Annotated in this window: 20 protein-coding genes and 1 pseudogene; 12 read left to right on the top strand and 9 right to left on the bottom strand. The window is 41.8% G+C overall.

Annotated elements, in window-relative coordinates; genetic code table 11:
- Positions 1-48 precede the first annotated feature (48 nt).
- A complete protein-coding gene (locus GSQ19_RS02615) occupies positions 49-1,521 on the top strand; it encodes an IS66-like element ISAva2 family transposase (protein ID WP_011316419.1) in 1,473 nt (490 codons plus the stop codon).
- 14 nt (positions 1,522-1,535) lie between these two features.
- Here the strand turns inward: GSQ19_RS02615 and GSQ19_RS02620 are convergent.
- The 3 genes and pseudogenes from GSQ19_RS02620 to ppsA form a co-directional block, all read right to left on the bottom strand.
- Positions 1,536-2,825 (bottom strand): annotated as a pseudogene (locus tag GSQ19_RS02620) (IS5-like element ISAva5 family transposase); the annotation flags it as partial.
- Positions 2,826-3,292: 467 nt separating this feature from the next.
- Entirely contained in the window at positions 3,293-3,814 is a 522-nt protein-coding gene (locus tag GSQ19_RS02625; RefSeq protein WP_011321235.1) for a universal stress protein, read from the bottom strand.
- Positions 3,815-3,900: 86 nt separating this feature from the next.
- Positions 3,901-6,366 carry a phosphoenolpyruvate synthase gene (gene ppsA / locus GSQ19_RS02630; protein WP_011321236.1) on the bottom strand — a complete coding sequence of 822 codons (2,466 nt, stop codon included), beginning with the start codon at positions 6,364-6,366 and terminating at the stop codon, positions 3,901-3,903.
- A 337-nt stretch (positions 6,367-6,703) separates the two neighbouring features.
- Between ppsA and GSQ19_RS02635 the strand changes: the two genes are divergently transcribed.
- A complete protein-coding gene (locus tag GSQ19_RS02635; RefSeq protein WP_041457049.1) occupies positions 6,704-6,958 on the top strand; it encodes a hypothetical protein in 255 nt (84 codons plus the stop codon).
- Between the two features lie 382 nt (positions 6,959-7,340).
- On the opposite strand, the gene GSQ19_RS02640 is transcribed toward GSQ19_RS02635, so the two are convergent.
- The 3 genes from GSQ19_RS02640 to GSQ19_RS02650 form a co-directional block, all read right to left on the bottom strand.
- On the bottom strand, positions 7,341-7,562 hold the full coding sequence (locus GSQ19_RS02640; protein ID WP_011321238.1) for a DUF4327 family protein: 222 nt from the start codon (positions 7,560-7,562) through the stop codon (positions 7,341-7,343).
- Between the two features lie 290 nt (positions 7,563-7,852).
- On the bottom strand, positions 7,853-9,577 hold the full coding sequence (locus GSQ19_RS02645; RefSeq protein ID WP_041456447.1) for an ABC transporter ATP-binding protein: 1,725 nt from the start codon (positions 9,575-9,577) through the stop codon (positions 7,853-7,855).
- 147 nt (positions 9,578-9,724) lie between these two features.
- Positions 9,725-10,024, bottom strand: coding sequence for a YkvA family protein (locus GSQ19_RS02650; protein ID WP_011321240.1), 300 nt, complete (start codon positions 10,022-10,024; stop codon positions 9,725-9,727).
- A 337-nt stretch (positions 10,025-10,361) separates the two neighbouring features.
- On the opposite strand from GSQ19_RS02650, the gene GSQ19_RS02655 reads away from it, so the two are divergent.
- The 3 genes from GSQ19_RS02655 (at position 10,362) to GSQ19_RS02665 (ending at position 12,735) form a co-directional block, all read left to right on the top strand.
- Positions 10,362-11,081, top strand: coding sequence for a MotA/TolQ/ExbB proton channel family protein (locus GSQ19_RS02655; RefSeq protein ID WP_011321241.1), 720 nt, complete (start codon positions 10,362-10,364; stop codon positions 11,079-11,081).
- A gap of 256 nt (positions 11,082-11,337) precedes the next feature.
- Positions 11,338-11,991 carry a biopolymer transporter ExbD gene (locus GSQ19_RS02660; protein WP_011321242.1) on the top strand — a complete coding sequence of 218 codons (654 nt, stop codon included), beginning with the start codon at positions 11,338-11,340 and terminating at the stop codon, positions 11,989-11,991.
- Positions 11,992-12,369: 378 nt separating this feature from the next.
- Positions 12,370-12,735: a phage holin family protein gene (locus GSQ19_RS02665; protein WP_011321243.1), complete on the top strand. Its 366-nt coding sequence runs from the start codon at positions 12,370-12,372 to the stop codon at positions 12,733-12,735.
- A gap of 77 nt (positions 12,736-12,812) precedes the next feature.
- On the opposite strand, the gene psb29 is transcribed toward GSQ19_RS02665, so the two are convergent.
- Positions 12,813-13,514, bottom strand: coding sequence for a photosystem II biogenesis protein Psp29 (psb29, locus tag GSQ19_RS02670; protein WP_011321244.1), 702 nt, complete (start codon positions 13,512-13,514; stop codon positions 12,813-12,815).
- Between the two features lie 509 nt (positions 13,515-14,023).
- Here psb29 and GSQ19_RS02675 point away from each other — a divergent pair.
- Together GSQ19_RS02675 and GSQ19_RS02680 are read left to right on the top strand one after the other, a co-directional pair.
- Complete coding sequence (locus GSQ19_RS02675; protein WP_011321245.1) at positions 14,024-15,247, top strand: RNA-guided endonuclease InsQ/TnpB family protein; 1,224 nt, start codon at positions 14,024-14,026, stop codon at positions 15,245-15,247.
- Between the two features lie 90 nt (positions 15,248-15,337).
- Positions 15,338-15,934: a chromophore lyase CpcT/CpeT gene (locus GSQ19_RS02680; protein ID WP_011321246.1), complete on the top strand. Its 597-nt coding sequence runs from the start codon at positions 15,338-15,340 to the stop codon at positions 15,932-15,934.
- Between the two features lie 185 nt (positions 15,935-16,119).
- On the opposite strand, the gene GSQ19_RS02685 is transcribed toward GSQ19_RS02680, so the two are convergent.
- Together GSQ19_RS02685 and hemF are read right to left on the bottom strand one after the other, a co-directional pair.
- Positions 16,120-16,488: an STAS domain-containing protein gene (locus tag GSQ19_RS02685; RefSeq protein ID WP_011321247.1), complete on the bottom strand. Its 369-nt coding sequence runs from the start codon at positions 16,486-16,488 to the stop codon at positions 16,120-16,122.
- 414 nt (positions 16,489-16,902) lie between these two features.
- Positions 16,903-17,946 (bottom strand): oxygen-dependent coproporphyrinogen oxidase, encoded by a 1,044-nt coding sequence (gene hemF, locus GSQ19_RS02690; RefSeq protein ID WP_011321248.1) that lies wholly within the window; start codon positions 17,944-17,946, stop codon positions 16,903-16,905.
- 507 nt (positions 17,947-18,453) lie between these two features.
- On the opposite strand from hemF, the gene GSQ19_RS02695 reads away from it, so the two are divergent.
- The 5 genes from GSQ19_RS02695 (at position 18,454) to GSQ19_RS02715 (ending at position 23,011) form a co-directional block, all read left to right on the top strand.
- The gene (locus tag GSQ19_RS02695; RefSeq protein WP_011321249.1) at positions 18,454-18,978 is read left to right on the top strand and encodes an SRPBCC family protein; all 525 of its coding nucleotides are present in this window, start codon (positions 18,454-18,456) and stop codon (positions 18,976-18,978) included.
- A 401-nt stretch (positions 18,979-19,379) separates the two neighbouring features.
- Positions 19,380-20,450 (top strand): Mrp/NBP35 family ATP-binding protein, encoded by a 1,071-nt coding sequence (locus tag GSQ19_RS02700; RefSeq protein WP_010994828.1) that lies wholly within the window; start codon positions 19,380-19,382, stop codon positions 20,448-20,450.
- A 213-nt stretch (positions 20,451-20,663) separates the two neighbouring features.
- Complete coding sequence (gene rodA / locus GSQ19_RS02705; protein ID WP_011321250.1) at positions 20,664-21,980, top strand: rod shape-determining protein RodA; 1,317 nt, start codon at positions 20,664-20,666, stop codon at positions 21,978-21,980.
- Positions 21,981-22,076: 96 nt separating this feature from the next.
- Positions 22,077-22,274 carry an NAD(P)H dehydrogenase subunit NdhS gene (locus GSQ19_RS02710; RefSeq protein ID WP_011321251.1) on the top strand — a complete coding sequence of 66 codons (198 nt, stop codon included), beginning with the start codon at positions 22,077-22,079 and terminating at the stop codon, positions 22,272-22,274.
- Positions 22,275-22,354: 80 nt separating this feature from the next.
- The gene (locus GSQ19_RS02715; RefSeq protein ID WP_011321252.1) at positions 22,355-23,011 is read left to right on the top strand and encodes an ATP synthase; all 657 of its coding nucleotides are present in this window, start codon (positions 22,355-22,357) and stop codon (positions 23,009-23,011) included.
- Positions 23,012-23,050: the final 39 nt, after the last annotated feature.

Consider the following 23,050-nt stretch of genomic DNA (forward strand, 5'->3'; position numbering starts at 1 on the left):
GTAACAGAGTATTGACAAAGGGGACAGTAGAGGTGGAGTATCAAAAATATGAACCAAAACTTGCCTCAAGATTTAGACAGAGAAAGTTTGAGCCAGTTATCTAAAGAAGAACTGGTGGACATCATCATTGAGCAGAGCAAGGTAATACGTGAGCTACAAAAGATAATATTAGAACTACAGCAAGAAATAGAGCGTTTAAAAGTCAGCAGAGATTTAGATAGTTCTAATTCATCAAAACCTCCATCACAAGACATTCACAAAAAAAGCGAAAAAGAAAAAGTGCCTCACCTTGAGGAATCAAACCCACCGAAAAAGAAACCAGGTGGGCAACCAGGACATCAAGGTAAAACTCGAAAGGGTTTTGGCAGAGTAGATCGCTATGAAATTTTACGTCCAACGGATTGCATTTACTGTGGTCAAAAAGCATTTGCACCCCTAGCAGTAAAAGTAGAAAAACACGCGGTAGCGCAACTAGTAGAATGTCCCATAGAAATAGTTGAGTATCAACGCCATACGTGCGTGTGTGAATGCTGTGGAAATATACAAACAGCAGCCTGGCCCCAAGAAATTATTCCAGGACAAGATTTAGGAACGTCGTTACAAGCATTTTTAGGGTGGACAAATAACTATGCACATATGCCCTACGAAAAACAGCAGGAAATGCTTTGGGAACTTGGTGAGATTGAAATTGGATTGGGAACTTTAGTCGCCACCAATGAACGAATACAACAAGCAATTGAACCGAGTATTCATGAGTTAAGTAATTGGGTAAAACAGACACAACCTAACATCCATGTAGATGAAACACCTTGGTCAGTTAAAGGGGTTAAAGAATGGTTGTGGGTAGTGGCTAATTCTGAATTCTGCCTGTTTACTGCGGCTGATACTCGTTCTAGAGCCGAACTAGAAGCAATTTTAGGGACTGAGTATACAGGTGTACTCAGCAGCGATGATTTTAGTGTTTATAATGGCTATCAAGCTGTTGCCCAACAGAAATGTTTGGCTCATCTACGTCGTCACTTCAAAAAATTGATTCAACTTCCCGGTCTTCACAACAAAGCTATCGGCGAAACCTTTGTCAATTTAATTGATGAAGCCTTCAGAAGTTATGCTCAATGGTTTGAAACTCTTGACTCAAACAGTTATAACGATTGGATAAATCAATTCAAATTCAAGTTGCAATTTTCTGTTGATCAATGGATTAACTTGGCAGGAGCTACGGCTGGAAACCTTTTACGTTCTTTGCGCGATAAAGCAAGCCAATGGTGGTATTTCCTTGACCATCCTGAAGTTCCTCCTGATAATAATCTCGCTGAACGCTCGCTGCGTTTAGCTGTGACAAAACGTAAGGTTAGTGGTGGTTCACGCTCGATGAAGCGGTTTCAACATACTGCCAATTTGTTGACGGTAGTGCAGACTTGTCGCCGTCAAGGTAGGTCTGTTATTGATTTTTTTGTGCAAGCTCTAATTGCTGATTCTAATAATTCTCACTCTCGCCCCTCTTTACTTCCGCAATATTAGACCTGAATCCTTACGTCAAATTGTATTTTGACTACTGGATTGTCATGGCTATCGACAGTTGTACGCCAGGACTTACTTTGTTTACCCATTGGGCAATCAACACGCATCAAATCCCAATGAATAGTGAAGCAATTTTGCTCAAAGCCGGATTGTGCTGTTGCTTGCCAACTAGTTCCGGGGGGAACTTTTCCTACTAAATCAACATGAAAATGGGATTGACTATCGACTAAGTTTTGAGCATTGACATAGCCAGTATCGACAACATGTTCTTGTGGCAAAAGATTGTTCTGGTTTAAACGAGAATGAATTACTGGTGTCATCTCAACATCCGCACTTGTGGCCACGGACGTTTCCACATTGATAATTAAGTTTGGCAGTATGGGGTGACAAATTTCTGTCAGATGCAGATTATAACCAGTCCAGTTGATTTCTCGCTTGCTGGAATTGCGTGCATCAACATCGTAAGGAGATTCAATCTGTAGTCTATTTGGTGGTAAGTTATCTTGTTCTCGCCAATAGACTTGTTGCAATTGAATATAGTATTGTTGCACCCAAACTATACGTAATGTTTCCACTGATGGAATCTGCCACAGCCAATTACAAGTTGAGTCTGCATACAAAGCGGATAGCAAATGATGACCATCCTCACCAATTTTTCGCCTCAATTTCTCACGTTCGGCTTTTGATTTGGGCAAGCGGTATTGCTCAAATCTCAGGGAGTAACGTTCAAACCAATCAACGTCAACTCTCGATTTGAGCCAATCAGGGGCAAAATAAGCCAAGTCATTTAAGGTATGACGTAAAGTTTCTCCCACTAATTCCAAACGATTTAACTGTCGTACTGCGGCTAATACGTGAGTTGAATCAGTTCTGACACGGCCGCGATTTTTGAGCCAACCTAGTTCTTGGAAACGAGCTAGCATTTGGTTGAGTAACTCTCGCTCTCGTCCTGCTTTGATTAATCGCTGACGAAATTCTGAAAGTACTGAATAATCAAACCCTGGGTCATTTAATTCCAACGATAGTGCGTATTTCCAATCAATATGACCCCTCACTGCATCCGCCGCTTGTCTATCCGTTAAACCTTCGATAAATTGCATTACTGTCACTAATGCCAGTTGTCCTGCTGATATTCCACTTTGACCACAATCTGCGCGGTAAAGTTTGACAAAATCCTCATCCTTATATAACACTCCTATTTCATCCCGCATCTTCATATATATGTTCCCTTTGGGAAATGAATTCCGGGCTACTTGCGCTGTTGTTTCAGGAATCTGCGACATATCACGCGGGTGCAGGGTCATAATCTTTGTAGATGCTACGCTCAATATACTTATTCTCTTTTTTCCACTGTTCCAAACTCTTGAGGGGCTTAACCCCTCAATAATTCGCCAACAGTATCCTACAAGGAGAGAGGTTTGGAGAGGGGTTTTCCAGATCCCGTGAAAAGTCAGAACTCTCAAGGGGAACTAGGACTAAAAGCCTCTCTCTTTGCAGGAGAAAGTCAAAGTATATTGCATACAAATGAGAAGCGCTATATATCCTTTTGTGGGTGGAGTTTTTTGTTGGAAGTCACTTAATCAAGCCTTCACAGAATTACACGTTGTACTTTTTAGATTTATGCACTTCTTGTTTAAAATTAGGGCTTACGCAAGTGTCATAATCAAACTAACTGTAGGGTGCGTCAGATGAGGAAAATTCCCGAATTGGTACGAAATTATTGGGTCTGACGCACCCTGCTATTGTACCAATTGCATAAGTCCTGAAAATCTCAGATGGTTGATGCTGTCTCTGTTGTTTCTGGCGTAGCGGAAATGATTCCCTGCACTGTCAAGACTGAACAGGGAGCATGATGTAAAACATAATTGCTAACACTACCAAGGAAAAATTCACTCAAGCCATGTAAACCCCGACGACCTAAAACAATGAGGTCGGCGTTCCAACTACGGGCAATTTCACAAATCAAGCGACTAGGATCGCCTAGTTCTTGGGTAAAATCAGCCGTTACACCTTGAGCGATCGCCTGATTAGTGAACAGTGTCAAAAAGTCTATTCCCTCTTGCTTGAGAGCGTTCCACTTTCCCACGTAATACTCAACACTATGAACTTGAGAGGTTCCATAAGAACTTTGTGTTTCCATCTCTCCAGCAGTCAAGTAATCTTCATCGAAAGGTGAGATAACGTGTAGCAACAATAATTCAGCGTTAGTTGCTGTTGCTAATGATAAACCTCTCTCAAATACTTGCTTACCCATTTCAGTATTTTCGACAGCAACCAAAATTTTGTTAAACATAGGTATTAGTCAATTGTCAGTTGTCAGTTGTCAGTTGTCAGTTGAGACTGGGTGTAAGAGTTTTACACCCCTACACCCCTACACCCCTAAAGTTCTTTCTCCTCTGCGGCGGCGATTTCTAACAGCGTCTTGAGAACTGAATCGGGGTTGAGGCTGATGGAATCAATTTTTTGTTCGACGAGGAAACGGGCAAAGTCTGGGTAATCGCTTGGCGCTTGACCACAGATACCAATTTTACGTCCGTATTGTTTGACTGTGGCGATCGCTTTGGCAATCATACGCTTAACGGCTTCGTCCCGTTCATCAAATAAATGGGCGACTAACTCCGAATCTCTGTCTAACCCCAGTGTTAACTGTGTTAGGTCATTGGAACCGATGGAGAAACCATCAAATACTTGACTAAATTCGTCTGCTAGCTGCACATTACTAGGTAGTTCACACATAACGTAAACTTGTAAGCCGTTTTCACCTTGCACCAACCCATGTTTTATCATTTCGTCCAACACGCGCCGTCCTTCATTAGGAGTGCGGCAGAAAGGAACCATTAAAATAACGTTGGTTAGACCCATCTCATCCCGTACTCGTTTCATCGCCTGACACTCCAAGGCAAAACCTTCACGGTAGCGGGGGTCATAGTAGCGAGAAGCACCACGCCAGCCAATCATCGGGTTTTCTTCTTTGGGTTCAAACTGTTTACCGCCTAAAAGATTGGCGTATTCGTTGCTTTTGAAGTCAGAGAGACGGACAATAACGGGTTTGGGATAAAAAGCAGCTGCGATCGTGGCAATTCCTTGAGCTAGTTTATCCACAAAGAATAGGGTTTTATCCTCGTATTGAGCCGTTAACTCAGCAATTTTGTATTTAGCTAGTTCGTCTTCTAACTCATCAAAGTGAATCAATGCTAAGGGGTGCGCTTTGATGTGGTTGTTAATGATAAATTCCATCCTTGCCAATCCCACCCCATCATTAGGAATACTAGTTAAGCCAAAAGCTTCTTCGGGATTGCCCACATTCATCATAATTTTGGTGTGTGTGGAAGGTAGTTTCTCTAAAGGAATTTCTTGGACTTCGTAGGGTATTAAACCAGAATAGACTTTACCTGTTTCCCCTTCCGCACAACTAACAGTAATTTCTTGTCCAGTTTTTAAAAAAGTAGTTGCATTACCACAACCGACGATCGCCGGTATTCCCATTTCCCTAGCAATAATCGCCGCATGACAAGTTCTACCACCAGAGTTAGTGACAATGGCGCTAGCACGTTTCATAATTGGTTCCCAATCAGGGTCAGTACGATTAGTTACCAGCACTTCCCCCGCTTGAAACTGGCTAATTTGATGCACATCCAAAATCACTCTGGCTTTACCTTGTCCAATCATTTCCCCGACGCTGCGACCGGTAATAAGAGGGATTAGGGGTTGGGGATTAGGGATTGGGGCTGGAGATAACCTATAATTCCGTAAGACATTGTTCACCTTTTGCGATTGCACTGTTTCTGGCCGTGCTTGGACGATGAACAATTCATTAGTCAAACCGTCTTTAGCCCATTCAATATCCATTGGTGTGTAAACACCACGCACTTGGGAATAATGTTCTTCAATGATGCAGGCCCAATGTGCTAGTTGTAAAATATCTTCATCGTTAAGGGCAAAGACACTGCGTTCTGATGGTGTCACAGAAATGTTTTTAGTCAATTTTGAGCCACCTAAGTCATAAATCATCTTAATTTCTTTAGTACCCAGGCGTTTTTCAATAATTGAACGGTATCCCTGTTTCAGGGTTGGTTTAAATACTAAATATTCATCGGGGTTAACTGCACCTTGGACGACGTTTTCCCCCAAACCATAGGCGGCGGTAATCAAAGCTGCATCTTTAAAACCTGTTTCGGTATCAATAGAGAACATGACACCAGAAGTAGCCAAATCAGAACGTACCATTTTCTGCACGCCGACAGATAGGGCAATGTTGAAGTGATCAAAGCCTTTGATTTGGCGATAAGAGATGGCGCGGTCAGTGAAAATTGAGGCAAAACATTTATGGCAAGATTCGAGAACAGCTTGCAAACCGTGGACATTTAAATAAGTTTCTTGTTGACCGGCAAAGCTAGCATCCGGTAAGTCTTCAGCTGTGGCGCTAGAACGGACAGCAACATCAGTATCATCACCATACTCTTGACAGAGAGTGGCGTAAGCTTGGGCGATCGCTGTTTGTAATTCCTGTGGAAAAGGAGTTTGCAGCATCAGCAACCTTGCTTGTTTACCACGCTGCCGCAAATTCTGCACATCCTCTACATCTAAATCAGCAAAAATTTCTCTTAATTTTGCTTCCAAACCAGCTGAAGTAATGAAATATCTATAAGCATTAGCAGTTGTTGCAAAACCAGTGGGAACTTTTACACCTTTGCGCCGCAACTGTTGAATCATTTCACCTAAAGAAGCATTCTTTCCTCCTACTAAAGGGATATCTGCAATTCCCACTTGGTTCAAAGGTAAAACTAGGGCTTGTTCTTTAAAGACTGAATTAGATGTTTGTGGATCTATTATTATTTCTACCATGATTGATTTTCCTATAACTCAAAGAGGTACTTAATAGATGTGTATTCAAGTTATCTGTCTTTAAGCTTCACACTTATGTTTATAGGGAGTTATTTTGAGGAAGTTGTGAGGATTTAAGCTCTAAACACCAACATATAGACCTCATTTACCCAATAGTAATTACTGCAACTTTAATGTAGAAATATTACAACATATTTATAGTTATAATTTTTCTCACAAATTCCTCATGTCTAATAACTATTCTTAAGATAGATACAGAATATTTGGGTATCACTACGGTTGTAAATTAACCATAATGATATGTAATCAACACATTTTTAAAAAAGGATTTGAGATTATGATTAACTGCCCTTGCTGTTCTGGGTTACTTTTGCCCCACATACGTGGTGATTCGGAAATCCACTGGTTTTGTCGCCACTGTTGGCAAGATATGCCAGTATTTTTGTTCATCACCCCTGGCTCCTTCTCGGAAATGATTGTCAAAAGATTGTCTCGCAGTTTTCCCAACAAAGAACAAGCAAATACCGGCGACTACATCAGCCAACGTCAAACGATTAATGGATGGGTAGAATTACAGGATGTTCCAGCTTAAGGCGATCGCTGGTGGAATTTATATTCCCCATCAATGAGAATATGTTTCTACTGCTTTTTATCTATATTTTCAAACCCTCGATCCTTACGAGGGTTTTTCATGAATATTGGTAATTTTGAGTTCAGTATTTATCGTAAATAAAAGGGTTTAAGACCCCTACGTCTATACGTAGTATCATTTTCAGGCGGGGTTTAAATTCCCCGAAGTTGCCACAACGCGGGGAACCCGCGCAAGGCACTTCTCTTCGTCTGAAAATGTCTTTAATTTTGAATTTTGAATTTTGAATTGTTAACAAAGACGATGTTAACTTAGAAAGCCTGTAAAAGGAAGTAATGGCTATGTTACACTGCGCTAACAAAAATCAAAGCGGAATATTATGGCTTTAGTCTTCTTCCCATTTTTCTTGGCTCAACAAGTCAATAATTCTGTCTCTGAGCAAAAATTCATTTTTTTCCAACTCTAGTTCAAAAAATGGCCAGTCGCGGTCTGGAATATATTTACACAAAGTATAAATTGGCTGTTGGCGATTCACCAGACCCTTGGCAATGAGGAGACGAGCTTCATCCTTGATCACCTCAATATCATATTTGACAGCAGTATCCATAGCTTTTTCCTTTACTCTTAATCAAGGAATAGAGAGTCACAGTAATAAATACTTTCGACTCCAACTTAAATTTATCAAAAAAATGTGAGGAAATTTTGAAAATTTATAATATTAAAATACATAGACTTTATTCATTTTTATTCCCTAAGATAGAAGCTTTTAAAAAAGCTATCTTCAAAAATCAGAGTTTAAGATAAAGCTTAAATATAGGTCGGGTAGAAGAGAGGAAAGCAACATTTATAGTGGGATGAGTAGAGCGATAGTGCAACCCATCCCGGAAATAATGTCTCTTAGGAAAATTGTTGAGTGTAAAACCTGGCATAACGATTTTCCAGGGCTAACAGTTCTTCGTGAGTGCCTGATTCGACAATTTGTCCTCGTTCTAAAACTAAAATGCGATCGCATCTTCTCACTGTACTTAAGCGGTGAGCAATAATAAATACTGTGCGATTCTGCATTAGTCTTTCCAAGGCTTCCTGTACTAATGCCTCCGACTCAGAATCTAAGGCAGATGTCGCCTCATCTAAAATCAAAATTTGTGGGTTCAGCAGTACAGCACGGGCAATAGCTATTCTTTGGCGTTGTCCACCAGATAAATTCACACCCCTTTCGCCCACCCAAGTATTGTAACTTTCTGGCAGTTGGCTAATAAATTGATGAGCGTTGGCAATTTTGGCGGCGGCGGCGACTGCTTCTAAATCAAATACGTCTTGTCCAAAGGCGATATTTTGAGCAACTGTCCCAGAAAACATAATAGTTTCTTGGGGAACAATGCCAATTTGTCGCCGCAAACTTTGTAGTCTGACATCCCGAATATCTACACCGTCAACTAAGATTTGTCCGGTAGAGGGGTCATAAAAACGGGGGAGGAGATTAACAAAAGTAGTTTTACCAGCCCCAGAAGCACCAACAAGGGCGATCGCCTCCCCTGGCATAGCCAATAAATTAATATCTTTTAAGACGGGTTCCCCTGGTTTATAGGCAAAGGTGACACCACTGTATTCTACTTTCCCCTTAACTGGAGGTAAGGTAACAGCATTAGGCTTTTCTAAAACTGTAGGCTGTATCGCTATTAATTCAAAAATCCGGTCAACAGAGGCTTCCCCTTGCTTAAATTCGTTGTAATTATTCGTCACATGACCGATGGGGTCAATTAACAACCCTGCTGCGGCTAGGTAACTGAAAAATTCTCCCACCGTTAAATTGTTTTGCTGAATTTGCCACGCGCCCACCAAAAGCAAAGATAAGGCACTCAACGCTTCCAAAAAGCCCACAATGGGAATTTGCACTGCTTTCAGGCGTTCAGCAGAGTATTTGGCTTGGAAACTGCGTTCAGATTCTCGGCTAAATCTAGTCACCTCGTAATTCTCTGCGGCAAATGCCCTAATCAGCCGAATTCCACTGAAAACTTCTGTGAGGATTGCCGACAAATCAGACACACGATTTTGGCTCCTCAGGGAGTATTTACGCAAGCGTTCCCCAAACCAACCAATTAAAATCCCCATGAATGGGGCAACAATCACCGTTGCTAAGGTGAGTTGCCAATTCAGGTAAATCATGTAGATGGGGATGGCTAGCAACTGCAACACGCAGGGAATAAAGTCGTGAAACAGTTTATTGACAACTTCACCAATGCGGTCAATATCTTCTGTGAGGCGGTAAGATAAATCACCGGCTTTGGCTGTTTCAAAATAGCTTAAATCTAGCTTTTGCAAATGCCCATATACCTGCTTGCGGAGGTAAAAAGCCACTCTTAAAGCAGCCTTAGACATATAAATATCTTGCACAGACTGAAAAAAGCCTCGGACAAGAAACACTAAGCCTAAAATAGCGGCTAATTGAGCGATCGCTGCTACATTACCTTGTCCAAAAGGATTAGCTAACTTGCCTGCAAAGTTAATTAAGGTTAAAGTCGCCAGGACATACCCCACAATGCCGACAAGTCCTTTCGTGATATTCTGCCACTGGGGTCTAATATAGGGCAGCAGTTGCCAGTAATTAGAACGGGTTTTCAAGCTCTCACATCCACAAAAATATTGTTCTTTGTTTGACGCTACCAGCTTTTGTGTAGTTTCAGCCTATTAAAAATCCCCTAATCTAGAATCGCAGTTGTCGGCAGACAACAAAAGTAGGGGATGAAAAATTTTATTTTATTGAATAAGCTACTTGACAGAGACAGCATCGACATCAACTGTTTTTTCAGTAGCGGGGGAATCTGTTGCGGTGCTAGAATCACCCTTCCGCGCTTTCCAACCTTCAAGCACCAGCCCAGATACCTCAGTAACTAAGATTGACAAAACCAAAAAATCATCAATCTGTCCCACAACAGGCAGAAAATCTGGAGCAATATCAATTGGGCTGGCAATATAAAGTATTGTTCCTAGAATTACCCACCAACGATATTTGGGGTTTTGTAGTAAACCGCGATACCAGTTATACAGTGATTGAATGGAAAAATTCATATTTTAACCCTCTATTTACTTTATAATTCTGGCAAATTGACTCAAGAACTTCCGGTAGGAATAACCGCCCTAGTTAGTCTGGAAGACTCTACTCGGACTTACGCACCCAGGTTATATGAGTTTCCCCGGCAGAAAGTTTTTTCGTCATAATCCCGCGTTAAGCTAATTCTCAAGTGTAAAATTCGAGTGTTCAATTCAAGAACCCCAACTTTAAATTCCAGATAGCCTCTAATTAGTCTGGAAATTTATTTTTGTCAGTTCTTAGTTGTCCATTAATCTTTAAAATTAAAATGCCTTGGGATAGTTGCTTGAGTAATGGAGGGAGGAAACTAAAATAGTGGATATTATAGATTTGTTTTACAAGGGTGGGCCGGCAATGTGGCCTTTGCTAGCTCTGTCGATATTATCCTTGAGTGTAATTTTTGAGCGCCTTTGGTTCTGGTTGCGACTTTTCTCACAAGAAAAAGCGATCGTTGACCGAGTTCTAGATGCAGCTCATGATAACTGGGAAATAGCGGCGGATATTGCCAGACAGGCTACAGACCAACCAATTGGCCGATTTCTCTATGCTCCCTTACATTTACAAAAAACTGACGCAGAAACTTTTCGATTAGCACTGGAGTCCACAGCAGAGGACGAATTAGCCGGAATGCGTCGGGGCGAAAAGTTATTAGAAGCTGTTATTGCCCTCGCTCCCCTACTCGGATTGTTGGGTACAGTTTTAGGTTTAATCCAGTCTTTACGCTCAATTCGCATTGGTGATTTGGGAACTGAATCGGCGGCTGGAGTAACAACGGGTATTGGTGAATCCTTAATTAGTACGGCAGCAGGGCTAATAGTTGCCATTGTTAGTTTGGTATTTTACCGACTATTTCAAAGTTTTGTGGTCAATCAACTAAAAGTTTTCCGTAAAGCCGGGAATGAAATGGAATTGTTATATCGCCAGTCTCCACCTGATTTGAGCAACCCCAGACCAGCAATTGTCCGTGATGCTTTACCTAGCAAAACTGGTAGGGGTAAGTTTTCACAACCACCTGAACCACCAAATTTACCTTAGTTAGGATTTGCGCCACAAGACTCTTCATTTTTTGAGGATGGGACTAGGGGTTTGAATCAACTCAAAATTCAAAATAAAGGGAGTGTCGCGGTTGTAAACATGAAACATTTGCTGTGACTAGGTGTAGGGATTAGAAGAAGAACAATATTTATGAGGTATCTTGATTTAATTATTAGTTCCCTTACACCCTTACACCTTTACACCCCTACCTAAGAGCCAAGAAAGCACACTCAATATTAGGCATAAGCATGAAACGATGAAAGTTAATTTACATACCCCAGTTGAAGACGTACAAATCCAAATTATTCCCTTAATTGACGTTGTTTTTTGTATTCTGACCTTCTTTTTATTGGCAGCTTTGCAATTTACTCGACAGCAGGCTATCAATGTTGACTTGCCAAAAGCCAGTACCAGTACAGCCGCCGGGATAAATTCTACAGGAGGTAGCCAAATTGTTAGTGTAGATGCTGTTGGTAATACTTATATAGAAAAAGAACTGGTGAGAAGAGACGAGTTAGCACAAAGATTGAGACAGTATGTGCAAGCAAACCCTAGTGGTGTTTTAGTACTCAATGCTTCACGCACAGCTACTTATAACGATGTGGTTGAGGTCTTAGATTTGTTGCGGCAGGTGGGAGGCGATCGCGTATCCTTAGGAATTATCCCTACTTCTGCCCAAACCCAACCAAATTTTTCCAACTTCCCCATTAATCCTGGTGCAGCACCCATACCCAACACCGCACCAATCCCAGGAATTAATCCCCCACCTAGTGAACTTAGCCCCCAATTACCTACAGACCCTAATCAACCTCCAAGCGGACAAGGTACTATTCCCCTAAATCCTGACTTTTCTCCAGCCGTTCCCCAGGCTCCCGTAGCACCAGGTACTAATCCTGCACCGCAACAATGAGATGTGGTAATTGGTAATTGGTAATGGGGAATACAGTCAAAATTCACCTTTTCGATTGCTCCCCTTCGACTTACCTCGACTTCACTTGGTACAAGTCCCTCAGCGTAAGCCTATTTCCTCATCTCCCCTGAAACCTAAAGATATCTAGAATATTTTTTCATTGGAGAAAATATTTCTGGTAACTTACAAATAATTGGTTAAGCTTCAAATTCAAATACAGCAGTTTGCAATTCAGGGAAGTTATGGAATCCATAACACGCCTTAGATGTTTAGAGTCTTTCACTTCTGACCTCTGACCTCTGGCTTCTGCTGTATTTTTCCATCGATAGACTGGGTTATTTATCGCCAAGCACCATACACGTTTCAGGGGTTGAGGCAATGAACGAAATTGTGACGCTGCTAATTGTTTGGGTAGTTACATCTGTCAGCTTATTGATTATTAGTAAGTTGCCTTTAGGTGTTGAAGTTGACTCTCCACAAAAAGCATTTATTTCTGCTGCGATTCTGGGTATTGTGACGGCAATAATCAGACCCATTTTACGGCTAATATTTGTGGTTCCCGATATCCTCACATTTAACTTGTTATCGGGTTTTTTCACCTTTATGATTGCCGTGGTTTGTTTTAGTATTGCAGCTTGGTTAGTCGAGGGTTTCCGTTTGCGCTTCGGAATCTGGAGTGCTGTGCTAGGCGCTTTCGCCCTGACTATTATTAACAGCTTAATCTACAAATTGTTGGGATTATAAAAATAAATTTGTCAGTTGTCAGTTGTTGGTTTTTACTACTGACAACTGACCGCTAGCTACTGACAATTGACTAATGACTACTCATTTGGCGGAGCTACTGGGGTACTAGCTTGTTGCTGACGCTGTTCGCGTTTTTTGCGGTCTGCTGTCAACATATCAGCCATTACCGCTAGAGCTTGCGTCATTTTGTCCAGATTAGAGCGATATAACTCTAAATCTTTGCTGAGTTTATCGTCAGAGAGATGTAAGCCTGCGGCAATGGTTTTTAGTGCCTCAGTGCGTTGCTTTTCGTCCTTGACTAAATCTGGGTTGGACTGTTCGAGCAATGTAAATAAACCGATCGCAAATAAACGACTGTATTTAAAGTTAGGATTACTCGCGATCGCTTGTAGTTGCGCTTGTAAGTCGGCATCTTGCTGTAAATGATTAGCTTGACTAAGCCACGCTACTAAATCATTTACAGGTAAGCTTTGAGCTACAGCTTTTAACCGTTCAGCATCTTGCCTATAGCGCTGCGGTTCTTGCTCTACAGCCTGACATATAGCACTAAAAATAGATTCCTTATCCCGTTCTGGTTGATAGCCTTGCATGAAGCGGTCAAAGGTAGTGACAACACCCAAGGCATAAATGGGATTGTAGCTAAAATCGACATTTACGGACAGCAGGTGCATTTCCACCATCAACTCTTCTACCACCCGGCGATAAATTGTGTTAATCGGTCGGGTGTGGAGGGCGTAGAAAGTTCGCTTTGTATCAGAGACAGTACGCAATAATTCCATATTTACAAGGCTTTTAGGCGTTATATCTAGTATTTCTAGTAACTGTATAGTAAAACTTGGTTTTTACTGCTTAAAAACGCTTGTTTACGTACAAATGTACTAGATTGCTAGTCTAGTAATTCTCTATTTTACCATCTCTCCATGCTACTTATAGCCGCTTAAGCACTGCCTACTCTATACACCTAACCCTGAGAACTGAGATTAAGGGTGTCTTGTTCTATCTCTACCTAAAAGTTATTGGGGAAAACATAATAAACAAGCCAAAACTATTGCTGTATAAGAATTTCGAGTTAAAAATTGATTGCTTATTTCTTGCTTAAAGATTGATTTATCTAGTATAAGCTAGAAGACTCCCACTACACCGTGTAAGCGGTTAGCAGGAGATGAATAGCCCTCAAAAACGAGACACCCTGTTGAACAATATTTCGTATAGCAAAATAAGTTCAACAAAGTAGTTGAGTTTTCAACAGTAGACATGGTAGCTTAATTGATACTAACTATGTCAATAAATGATAGTCTACGAAGCAAAAGCAGAAGCAACAAAAGAGCAGTTTCTCAAAGTAAATGAAGCTTTGAGGACTGCTCTTTTTGTGCGTAATTCTTGCTTGCGCTATTGGTTGGATGGTCATGCAAAGAACGGTTATGATTTGAATAAATACACGAAAGTTCTGTCAGACAATCCTGAATTTCCTTGGGTATCAAAGTTGAACTCAACGGCAAGACAGGCAATGGCAGAACGTGCCTGGGCAGCAATTGCACGCTTTTTTGATAACTGTAAAAATAAGGTTACTTTCAAGAAAGGATTTCCTCGTTTTCGCAAGCTCCAAACTAGAGCATCTGTCGAATATAAAAAAAGTGGTTGGGTGCTATCCCAGTGCCGTAACTACATAACATTCACAGATAAGTTTTGCATTGGAGCTATGAAACTAAGGGGAACTCGTGACCTAAATTACTATCAATTAAAACAGATAAAACGGGTTAGGATTGTGCGTCGTGCAGATGGGATATACATCCAATTCTGCATCGACCACGAACGAAAAGAGCAGCTAGAACCTACAGGTAAATCTCTTGCTCTTGACCTTGGACTCACTCATTTCTATACAGATAGTGATGGCAACAAAGTTGAGAATCCCCGGTTCTTACGCAAATCAGAACAGGCACTAAAAAAGGTACAACGCAGATTATCTCGTTGTGCCAAAGGTTCTACAAATCGTGCCAGAGCACGAAACAGATTAGGGAGAAAACACCTGAAATTGCAACGCCAGCGTCAAGATTGGTGCATTAAGAAAGCATTAAGCGTAATTAAGTCGGCAGACTTAGTGGTGTTTGAGAATTTGCAGGTGCGGAATATGCTCAAGAATCACAATCTGGCGAAAAGTATTTCCGATGCCAGTTGGAGTATTTTCACTCAATGGTTAGAGTATTTCGGCAAAATATATGGACGAGTAGTGGTTGCTGTGTCACCTGCGTACACGAGTATTGATTGCTCAAACTGTGGGCATCAAGTTCACAAAACTCTCAGCACCAGGACGCACAGTTGCCCTAATTGTTCATACACCGCTTGTCGAGATTACAATGCCAGTCGGAACATCCTTAACAAAGGATTAGAACTGTTTAAAAATACTGCTGGGCAGGCAGGAATTCAACACGCCTCTGGAGAGTTTGACCTCTGCTCGGAGAAGGCAACTTCTAAGAGTAAGTCATCTCAAAGAAAGAGGAAAATCTCACAGTGATGTGGGAATCTCCCGCTACAATGCTTTGCATTTAGCGGGAATGGATGTCAATATATTCTGTGAGCATATTTGCTATTGTGCCTCACATTTATGAGCTTTTCGCCCCAATTAGTTAACTTAGGTAATTACTTAGCTGGAGAATTTGACAACAGAGAACAAGCCTTAGGTGAACCGATTTGGTTTGTTCACTTACGTCTATGGCAAAGACCAGTAGGTTTGTTTTCCGACGATAGCATTACCCTGTTTGCCGAACAAGCCAACATTGTCAATCTAGACCGTCCTTATCGTCAACGTATTCTGCGGTTAATGCCCGCGCCTGACTCGGAAACTGGGCTATATGTACAATACTATATGCCTAAAAATCCCAGTGCTTTAGTTGGTGCAGGTCGTCATCCTGAATTGCTCAAGACTTTAACTCCCCAACAGCTAGAACTACTTCCTGGTTGTGTTCTCTCAGTTAGCCAGAAAACAGTTGCACCTAATAGCTATCAGTTTACTGCTTCCCCACTGCCAGATACTTGCTGTACTTTCAGTTATTTGGGGAACACTGTACAAGTTTCTTTAGGCTTTGCTGTCACAGAGACAGAACTGCACACCTATGATAAGGGAATTGACCAAGAGACAGGCAAGGCAACTTGGGGAGCAATTGTCGGCCCCTATCGCTACACTAAGCGAGAACAGTATTGAGTACAGAGTGCTGAGTTAAGAGAAATGACTTGTGTTAAATAGTTTTCAGCTTGAACAGTGGCCTCAATTGTTTCTACACCAATTGATAAAAAGAACGAGACGGATACAAGCTGGGAAACTTAGCTAAAATATGACTTTCTTAATCACGAATTACAAATTCGTATCATTCAGCACTCATAACTTTTCTAGCTAGCCATACTACGAGGTACACCTTCTAACGCTTCCTCCTCAGTCTCAAAGATTTCAAAGACTGTATCCATCATTGTCACTTCAAACACAAGTTTAGCTTCTGGGTGAACATTACAGATACGAAAACTGCCATTTACCTTATCAGCATCACGCATTCCCGCGACTAAAGATGTAAGTCCGGAACTATCTATAAAATTTACCTGACCAAGATTCACCACTACGTGATGACTGAGTTTAGAAATACACTCTTGTAATTTCAAGCGAAATTGCCAAGCTGTGGTGATGTCTAAGCGGCCTGTTGGTTTTAAGACAATAACTGTATTACCGTCTTGGGTTGTATAGGAATTTTGTTCTATTTGAATCACTAGGCCTCCCCTTGGCACTGATCTCAAAATTGACTTTAGCTGGGTTAGTCCTGAAATTGATGAGCCAAAGCCTAAATCTTTGGCAGCAATTTTTACTGATTCTCAGGCAAAAAGATTTTGAAAAAGCAGTAATTTATTTAACCCACCAATCACAGGACTGTATTTAAGTGCTGAAACTCAATATTAACAAGCTCCAGCTAAATTCATCACCTTTTTTACTAGGTGCTTACATTTAGTAGTTTAACTCACCAAAACTGAGGTGAGTACCCAGCCACAAGTACTGAAGTAGAGAAAACAAAATTTTTTCACCCTGTATTAATGAGTTTGTTATCTTTGAGCAAAGCCAATTTGTATCCCGGAAGGGGGGATAGTACTGACTCTGGCAGAGACATCAATGGCCCCACATTTACAGAATTACTGTTTTGCTGTCCAGTTGCTCCAATCTTGGGGCTTGAGGAATGTATCATATAACTCTGCTTCTGGAGAGTTGGGTTCGGGTTGATAACCGTATTCCCAACGAACCAAAGGTGGTAAAGACATCAAAATAGATTCAGTACGTCCGTTGGTTTGCAAGCCAAAAATTGTGCCTCGGTCATAAACCAAGTTAAATTCGACATACCGACCACGACGATAAAGTTGGAAGTTCCGTTGGCGATCGCCATACTCTATTCCATGACGGCGCTCTACAATGGGGACGTAGGCGGGTAAAAAAGCCTTACCAGAACCTTGGACAAAACTAAACAAATCTTCCCAGTCCCGTGGTGCTGGTTCTCCTACTTGATTACTGTAATTGGCTGCTTCGCCTTTAGGGTTGGGGCCGCGATATAAAACACCTTGTCCATCTTGATAATCGAAAAATAGACCACCTACACCCCTAGTTTCATCGCGGTGTTTAAGATAGAAGTATTCATCACACCAGCGTTTAAAGACTGGGTAATACTCTGGGTGATGTTCGTCACAAGCTCCCTTCAGGGTCTGATGGAAATGAGCCGCATCTTCTGCAAAGGGGTAATAAGGTGTGAGGTCAGCACCGCCACCAAACCACCAAACTGGGCCAGCTTCAAAATAACGGTAATTTAGGTGAACTGTGGGAACATAGGGGTTGCGTGGATGTAAAACCAACGATGTACCTGTGGCATAAAAGCCATGTCCTTCCGCTTCAGGACGCTGGGCTAAAATTGAAGGAGGGAGATGAGAACCCCAAACTTCAGAAAAATTTACCCCAGCTTGCTCAAATATTGCACCATCACGTAGCACACGCGATCGCCCGCCACCCCCCTCAGGACGTTCCCAACTATCTTCATGAAACTGACCCACACCATCAAGTTTTGTTAAGGCTTGTGTAATTTCATCTTGCAACTGTTTCATAAAATTACTGACTCTAGCTTTAGCGTCAGTGGCTGGTAGAGACGGGGATATTTTTGCCTTTACCGTTGGGGTTTGCGAGTTTGTCACCATAGATTCCCGAACCTAAATTACAATTTCCTAAAAAAGCCACAAATCTCTAGTTTAAAAACTTGTGGGTCAAACGAGCCAAAAATTAGGCTCAATTTTTCCCAAGCAACTTTTTTGCTTGTTAAACGTTTACACGATTAATGGACATGACTAGAGTTATTTTCCCTCAAATGCGTATAGGCTTGTATATTGACTAAGTTTTTGTTGTACTTCTTGATGGAAACATTCTGGTGTTAACACCAGACTCTGGTGAACTAGTCTACAAATACCTTGGCCGTGAGGTCACGTTTTCCAGTTCTCAACGAACTGTGTACAGATTCTCTAGTGTACGGATGATGGTGATACCCCACGAGTTTGAGTTTCAACCCAAGAGCAATCTTGTTGTTCTTTATGCCTAATCAAGGTTTATCATGCTGAGGGCAATTGTGAGCAAATATGTTTTAGGGTTGAATCACAGTAGCCAACTATTCCAGAGTTACCAGCAAGTGTCTAGGTAGGAGGATTAGGCAAATGGGAACGTGGTTATCCAAATTCGTCCACCGCAAACGCCGTCGGTTTCGCGTTTCTCTGGCACAGACATATCGAGAAATTAGTTCTGCTTCCGTAGACGAACTGTGGCAGAAAGTAGTTGATTTAACAGATGTTTCTTGGCATCCATTACTTAAAAGTACCAATGTGCCATACGGATTAGTACCCAAACCAGGGTTAATTTACCAAGCAGTGACCCGCTTTTCTCCAATTCCCATCCAGATTTTTGTAGAGCGTGTTAATCCCAGAGAACTACTGTGTATCCGGGTCATGGCTATTCCTGGTGTTGAGGAAAGAGTTACTTACCAAGTAGAGTCAACAGTCTGTGGCACTTGTTTATCTTATTCAGTGACACTACGCGGATGGCTATCGCCCCTAATTTGGTCATTTTCTCGCCCTTATGTAGATCGTGTGGCACGTTCTTTGGTGGAATCTGTAGAAAAAGCCACATTACAGGCAGTATCAGGGAAAGCAAAAAGTCTTAACAATAATTGTTTTGATTTTTAGGTCGGGGATGGGGGAATCTCACAAGTGTAGGTTTTTACTAAGCAGTGATTCATGGCTCTCAGACTAACGAGAGAATAATCATTTCCCTAACCCCTACACCCCTATACCCTTGCACCCCTACACCCCAAAACCGTTGACTTTTAACATCCCTCACCCTGGATGACGCAACTTAAAAGCAGAATCACTGACAGCATCCCCAGTTATTAGTCCCTAATTTTTAACACCTAAAGAAAGTTAAGATTTTATTAGGTGATAATAAAAAAATTTTAAATTTTATTACGCCGATCCATGAGGAAATACTCAGCAACTTTTGCTGATTGATTTTGCAGCTGGTCAAAAACCAGGTCGCATCTATCTCTAGCTTGCATTTTGAATTTTTAATTTTGAGTTTTGAATTGTATATGTACGATGTTCTCGATTCACAATCTGTCTTAGAAGTGTTGCGACCAGTGCAAGACCCAGAACTGCGTAAGAGTCTGGTAGAACTGAATATGATTCGCAACGTCAAAATTGATGGTGGTCAAGTAAGCTTCACCTTGGTTTTGACTACCCCGGCTTGTCCATTGCGGGAATTTATCGTTGAAGATTGCCAAAGAGCCGTGAAAAAGCTACCTGGGGTAACAGATGTCAGTGTAGAAGTCACCGCAGAAACACCCCAACAAAAAAGCTTGCCAGACCGTAACGGTGTTCCTGGGGTAAAAAATATTATCGCCATCTCTAGTGGTAAAGGTGGTGTCGGTAAAAGTACTGTGGCAGTAAATGTTGCGGTGGCTTTAGCGCAAACGGGGGCAAAAGTCGGCTTACTAGATGCGGATATCTACGGCCCCAATGATCCTACGATGCTGGGACTGGGTGATGCCCAAATTGTCGTGCGTTCCACAGAAAAAGGGGAAGTATTGGAACCCGCGTTTAATCATGGTGTCAAATTGGTGTCGATGGGCTTTTTGATTGACCGAGATCAACCTGTAATTTGGCGTGGGCCGATGCTGAATGGGGTAATTCGCCAGTTTCTCTATCAAGTAGAGTGGGGCGAGTTGGACTATTTAATTGTGGATATGCCTCCAGGAACCGGAGATGCCCAATTAACTTTAACTCAGGCTGTACCAATGTCTGGGGCAGTAATTGTGACTACACCCCAAAACGTAGCCTTGTTAGATTCTCGTAAAGGTCTACGTATGTTCCAGCAAATGAACGTCGCTGTTTTGGGAATAGTAGAAAACATGAGCTACTTCATTCCCCCTGATATGCCAGATAAACATTACGATATTTTTGGTTCCGGTGGCGGCTCCAAAACAGCAGCAGAATTAGGTGTACCCTTACTAGGCTGCATACCCTTGGAAATTTCCACCAGAATTGGCGGTGATAATGGTGTACCCATCGTTGTTGCTGACCCAGATTCAGCCTCTGCCAAAGCATTAAAAGCGATCGCTTTAACAATTGCTGGTAAAGTATCAGTCGCAGCCCTAACATAATCAAAAGTTATGCAGGCGGTAAATTCCTGTATAGATGCCCTTAGAGTAGTAATAGGGCGTTGATCGTTCTTTATGGTGAGTGTTGAGTCAATAGTTTTACTCAACACTCCAGGCTTCTATTTTAAATTTTTGTCTAATTTATAGACAAAAGCCCAGGGATACCGAGTTATTAATAGTCAGTAAATCTCATAAGCTAAACCCTCAACTCATACGATGTTATTAAAACGATCGCTTCCCAAAGTGCGTTGGAAATCTTGGTTTAAGCCGTGGCAACAATTAGACTGGCCATTATTTTTCTTACCTTTTGGGGTCAGCATCTTTGGCGGTCTGATGATCTTCAGCACAGAACTCAAGCAGCCAGTAACAGATTGGTGGTGGCACTGGCTAATTGCTAGTATTGGTGCTTTTATTGCCTTATTTCTGGCTCGTTGCCGTTACGAGAATCTTTTGCAATGGCATTGGATTACCTACGCGTTGACTAATATCAGTTTGATTGCTGTGATGGCTGCTGGTACAAGTGCCAAAGGCGCACAACGTTGGTTAACTATCGGGGGATTCAATGTACAACCTTCAGAGTTTGCCAAAATTGGCGTAATCATCACCCTAGCAGCTTTATTGCATAAACACACAGCCAGCAAGATTGAAGACGTTTTTCGCGCCCTGGCGATTACGGCTGTACCTTGGTTATTAGTATTTGTCCAACCAGATTTAGCTACATCCTTAGTGTTTGGGGCGATCGTTCTGGGAATGCTTTATTGGGCAAACGCCAACCCAGGTTGGTTGTTACTCATGATTTCACCAATCATCGCTGCCATACTGTTTACGATGTCTTGGCCTTTATCGACACCAATAATTTTATTTAAAGAAATTTTTATTACTCCCCTTGGTGTTGCTTGGGCAATCGCTATGGCTGTTTTAGGTTGGCTGACTCTTCCCTGGCGACGCTTCAATATAGGTACTATCGGTGCATTAAGCCTGAATTTACTCGGTGGTGAATTAGGTATTTTTGCTTGGAATCATGTACTAAAAGAGTATCAAAAAAATAGGTTGACCGCATTTATCAATCCCGAACATGACCCCCTTGGTTCTGGATATCACCTCATTCAATCACGTATTGCCATTGGTGCTGGGGAAATGTGGGGTTGGGGTTTGTTTAAGGGGCCGATGACTCAACTAAATTTTGTGCCTGAACAACACACCGATTTTATTTTCTCCGCCGTAGGTGAGGAGTTTGGTCTTTTCGGCTGTTTAATTGTTTTGTTTGTTTTCTGCTTGATTTGCTGGCGATTGCTGCACGTAGCGCAAACAGCCAAAGATAATTTTGGTTCTTTGTTAGCGATCGGTGTTTTATCAATGATTGTATTTCAGTTAGTGGTGAATGTGGGCATGAACGTAGGTTTAGCACCTGTAGCCGGTATTCCCTTACCGTGGATGAGTTATGGACGTTCTGCCATGCTGACCAATTTTATTGCTTTAGGAATAGTAGAATCGGTGGCAAACTTTCGGCAGCGACAGAAATATTATTTTTGAGTCAATGGCCAGTAGTTAGTGGAAAATAACTGACCGCTAACAACTGGCATCTCACAAGTATTAAGCTTAAAACAGGAAGTAAGCGAGGCAAAAACCATGATCCTACCTGGAGCAACTGTTAGAGTCAAAAATCCCAACGATACTTATTATCGCTACGAAGGACTGGTACAACGAGTCACTGACGGCAAAGTAGCCGTTATATTTGAAGGCGGTAACTGGGACAAGATCATTACCTTTCGTTTATCGGAATTGGAACCAGTAGAAATTACCGCCGGTAAGAAAAAAGGAAAATAATTAGATAGTTAGTAGTCAGTTGTCAGTAGCTAGTAGCAAACAACTGACAATTGACAACTAACAACTGACAAATAATAATTATGCGCCTCCCTTTACCACAGTTTGACAAAAGCGATCGCCAACCTAGCCACATTGCTGAGGTAGTGGAAACTGCTACAACTGAATTTTTGGCACAATGTCTGGAACCAGAAGACTTGACCTTTCCATCAATGCCACCCTTTGGTAGTTGGGTGTGTGCTGTGGATGAAGAATCCGGTAATCAGGTCTATGCTGTGGTATATCATGCTACTACTATGCCTGTAGATTCCGTCCACAGAGCCGTGGCAATGGGGATGTCACTACAAGACTTGCGCGAGGAACAACCCCAGATATTTGCTATGCTGAAGACGGAATTTAAAGCGGCGATCGTGGGATTTGCTCAGTCATCGACTGTAGCCAACGGCAATGGAAGAATGTATCAGTATTTACCACCACGTCCTCCGCAAATTCATCAGGCTGTACATCGGTGCGATCCAGAAGTTATAGTGAGATTTACCGAAGAACTAGAATTTTTGCGGACTTTGCTATCTATCAACGGCGCACCAGTGGAATCATTAACCGCCGCCGTTATTCGGGATATCTACCAATTACGCAAAGCTGATCGAGACTGGCTCATCAAAGCTGGGCGGAATTTAAGCATATTGCTAAAGGACGACTACGATCGCCTACGGTTCATTCTCAGCCAAATACACCCATAGGTAGTTAGTTTAAACATATTACCTAAGTAGTTTAGATTA

The organism is Trichormus variabilis 0441, from assembly GCF_009856605.1.
Lineage (GTDB): Bacteria > Cyanobacteriota > Cyanobacteriia > Cyanobacteriales > Nostocaceae > Trichormus > Trichormus variabilis.